Source organism: Mycobacterium sp. E2479, assembly GCF_001667925.1.
Lineage (GTDB): Bacteria > Actinomycetota > Actinomycetes > Mycobacteriales > Mycobacteriaceae > Mycobacterium.
On sequence record NZ_LZJR01000035.1, the window covers coordinates 1 to 3,267 of the forward strand.

A 3,267-nucleotide genomic window follows, 5' to 3' on the forward strand; every position below is an offset into this window, starting at 1 on the left:
GGCGCGGCGGGTCGCCGCCGTGGAGCCCAGCGGCGATCGCAAGCGCGGCGTGGCCGGGCGCGGCGGGTCGCCGCCGTCCGTCACCAAATGGGGACGGGTGCCTCGCCAAGCGGGTAGTAGCCGGGCAGCTTCTCGCCGGCGATGCTGCGCTCGATGCGCTTCTGCATGCCCTCACTTAGGTCCCCGGACTCGATGAGCTTGCCGAACATGTACGCGACGTGACCGAAGTCGAAGAAGTCGCGCTGCCACTCGATGAGCAACTCGCTGTTCAAGCGAAACCAGCTGCCGCCGATGCCGTAAATCTCGTCCTGGGTGCCGTCGGTCTTGTTGACTATCTGTTTCCAGAACCCGACGATCTCGCCCTGCTTGTCGTCGATGAGCACCTTCTGGTACTCGTACACCCAGTTTTCCAAGCCCTGCATCTCCAAGCCCAGGGCGACATCGCGGATCTCGTCGACGCCCACGCACATCACGTCTTCCTTGGGGCCGATGTTCCAGCCGTATGTGGCGTCCTGGGCGTAGAAGTCGGCCAATGGCCGCCAGTCCCCCGCTTTTTCGCAATCCTTGTTGGCCTGCAGCCAGCGGTCGACCCATGCCTCGAGGTCCGCACGCGGGTGTGACGCTTGTGATGTCATAAGTCAGCCTTCCGGATCTTCTTTGATGAATAGTGCTTGCGTTGGACACATATCGACCGCGCGCTGCACATCCTCGCGGGCGTCTTCGGGCGGTTCGGGGTCGACGACCTGCACCTTGCCCCGCTTAGGCACCCGGAAGTAATCCGGCGCCTCCAGTTCGCACATGGCGTGGCCCTGACACAAATCGAGATCCACTTCGATCCTGAAACCGCTCATCGGACAGACTCCCTACGTGCCGCGCTTGCGGTATCGCACCTTGGCCGGCCGGGCAAGCTGCACCACCATCTTGGAATGGTCGTTGTGATAGCTGTCCGCCGGCTGTGCCATCTCGAATTCGTACTCGCGCAGCAGAACCGAGAAGATCGCCTTGATCTGCATCTGGGCGAACGCGGCGCCGACGCAGCGGTGCCGGCCCGCGCCGAACGGGATCCAGGTCCACCGGTTGACGATGTCGGCCTGCTCGGGCTTGTTGTAGCGATCGGGCTTGAACGCGTCGGGGTCGGGAAAGTCTTCGGGAATCCGGTTCGAGATCGCCGGGGACGCCGCGACGTAGTCGCCGTCGTGAATCGGAAAGCCCTCGACTTCGAACTCGCCCTTGGCCACCCGCATCAGGATGATCAGCGGCGGGTGCAGTCGCAGCGTCTCCTTGACCACGTTGTCCAGTTTCGGAATCGACCGCAGCGCATGGAAACTCACCTCTTGGCCGTCGGCATAGAGCTCCTCGAGTTCGGCCAGCACCTCGGCGTAGACGTCGGGGTGGCGAATCAACTCGATCAGCGTCCACGCCGAGGTCCCCGAACTGGTGTGGTGCCCGGCGAACATCAACGAGATGAACATGCCGGTGACCTCGTCGGCGGAGAAGCGGGAGTTGCCCTCTTCGTCTTTGATCGAGACGAGAACGTCGAGCATGTCGCGGTCGCTCTTGTCCTGGGGTGGGTCGGATAGCCGCTGGTTCATGATTTCCTGCACCAGCGCAACGAGTTTGACGCGAGCCTCGTCGCGGCGCCGAAAGCTCTCGATCGGCAGGTACGGATCGACGTAGCACAACGGGTCGGTGCCGCGTTCCAGCTCGTGGTAGTACTCCGCGAACCGGTGGTCAAGCTGGTTGCGGAATTTCACGCCGATCAGGCAGGCCGTCGAGGTGTAAATGGTCAACTCCGAGAAGAAGTCGAGCAGCTCGATCTCGCCCTCCTCGCCCCAGTCGCCAATCATCCCCTTGACTTGAGCCTCGATGGTCGCGGCGTGGCCCTTCATCTGCTCGCCACGCAGCGCCGAGTTGTGCAGCATCTCCTTGCGCCGCTCCGGGCTGGCGTCGAACACCACGCCCTTGCCGAAGATAGGCGCCATGAATGGGTACGCCGCAGCCTGGTCGAGATCCTCGTCCGCCGACCGAAAGAAGAACTCGTTGGCACCCGCGCCGGACAGCAAGATGACGTGTTTGTCGACCAACTGGAACCAGCCGACGTCTCCGCACTCGTCTCGGACGCGCTGCATCAAACCAATTGGGTCGGTGCGGAACTCCTCGAGGTGGCCATGCTGTTCCTCGCCGCCGGAAACCCGCGGCACGGTGGCAGATGTCGTCATTTGTGCACTCTCCCTGGGTGCGCGGTGCCCGGCGCATCGTCGCTTCGCGAAGTCGTCATGACGGCATCCCCTCTTCACCGAGCGCGAGTTTCTGGCGATCTTTATCGTCGGCCAACGGGGCCTCGGGCTGAAGCTCCATGTTCGCGATGAAGCCACCACGCGGCGTCTCGGCGACGAACGTGATGGCGCGTGCCAAATCCGCGGCGCGCAGAAAGTAGTCGTGGCGGGCCTGGCCCCACTTAGCCCAGTCGTGTAGTGCGGGACCGATCTTCTCGGCCGGCAGACTCCAGCCCATCGACGTCTTCGTCGGGCCGGGATGCACGATCGAGGCCCGCACGCCGGTGCCCTCGAGTTCCATCTGGAAGTTGGTGACCATGGCGACCAGCGCGGCCTTCGCAGCGCCGTAGGCGCCCATGTGCGGCCGTTGGCGCAGGGCCACGTCGGAGCCGACGAAGATCAGGTCGCCGCGCCGGCGTTCCAGCATGCCCGGTAGCACGGCGGTGGCCAGCCGGTTGGCGCCGACCAGGTGGATCTGCAGCTGCGACTCGAACTCCTCGGTGGTGATCTCGGCGAGCTTCCCGAAGTAGGTGTCGCCGGCGCCGGCCACCAATACCTCGATGTCGCCCAACGCGTCGACCGACTGTGCGACAAAGGATTTCACCGAATTCGGATCAGTCACATCGAGGTGAAACCCGACAGCCTCCCCGCCGTTGGCGTTGATCTTGCCGACGATGTCGTCGAGCTTCTCGACCCGGCGTGCACCGAGGGCGACGGGGAAGCCGTGCGCCGCGAGCTCGATGGCGGTTGCCTCACCGATGCCGGAGGAAGCGCCGGCCACGATGGCGGGCCGGCGTTCGGGCAAGGGTTCAAACCGGGGCATTCAGCGGACCTCCACGTTCATGGGTAGGTGAGCGAATCCGCGGACATTGCTCGAGTGGACGCGGACGGCGTTGGCCTCGTCCACCTCGTACCCGCGGATTCGCTTGAACAACTCGGTGAGCGCGACCCGGGCTTCCATTCGCGCCAGATGCGCGCCCAGGCAGAAGTG

The 3,267-nt window shown here is 64.3% G+C and carries 4 protein-coding genes and 1 pseudogene; all 5 read right to left on the reverse strand.

Annotation, left to right across the window (positions count from 1 at the left end; genetic code table 11):
- Positions 1-80 precede the first annotated feature (80 nt).
- A complete protein-coding gene (locus A5686_RS03955; protein ID WP_067931347.1) occupies positions 81-635 on the reverse strand; it encodes a hypothetical protein in 555 nt (184 codons plus the stop codon).
- 3 nt (positions 636-638) lie between these two features.
- Positions 639-851, reverse strand: coding sequence for a ferredoxin (locus A5686_RS03960; RefSeq protein WP_067931349.1), 213 nt, complete (start codon positions 849-851; stop codon positions 639-641).
- Between the two features lie 12 nt (positions 852-863).
- Positions 864-2,219, reverse strand: a complete 1,356-nt coding sequence (locus tag A5686_RS03965) for a cytochrome P450 (RefSeq protein ID WP_067931351.1) — start codon at positions 2,217-2,219, stop codon at positions 864-866.
- A 55-nt stretch (positions 2,220-2,274) separates the two neighbouring features.
- The gene (locus tag A5686_RS03970) at positions 2,275-3,099 is read right to left on the reverse strand and encodes an SDR family oxidoreductase (RefSeq protein ID WP_067931353.1); all 825 of its coding nucleotides are present in this window, start codon (positions 3,097-3,099) and stop codon (positions 2,275-2,277) included.
- A pseudogene (locus tag A5686_RS27030) lies at positions 3,100-3,267 on the reverse strand (cytochrome P450); the annotation flags it as partial.

Bases quoted from the DNA above. Each gene is read 5' to 3' on its own strand.
- A5686_RS03955 (WP_067931347.1), bottom strand. From the start codon at position 635: ATGACATCACAAGCGTCACACCCGCGTGCGGACCTCGAGGCATGGGTC.
- A5686_RS03965 (WP_067931351.1), bottom strand. From the start codon at position 2,219: ATGACGACATCTGCCACCGTGCCGCGGGTTTCCGGCGGCGAGGAACAG.
- A5686_RS03960 (WP_067931349.1), bottom strand. From the start codon at position 851: ATGAGCGGTTTCAGGATCGAAGTGGATCTCGATTTGTGTCAGGGCCAC.
- A5686_RS03970 (WP_067931353.1), bottom strand. From the start codon at position 3,099: ATGCCCCGGTTTGAACCCTTGCCCGAACGCCGGCCCGCCATCGTGGCC.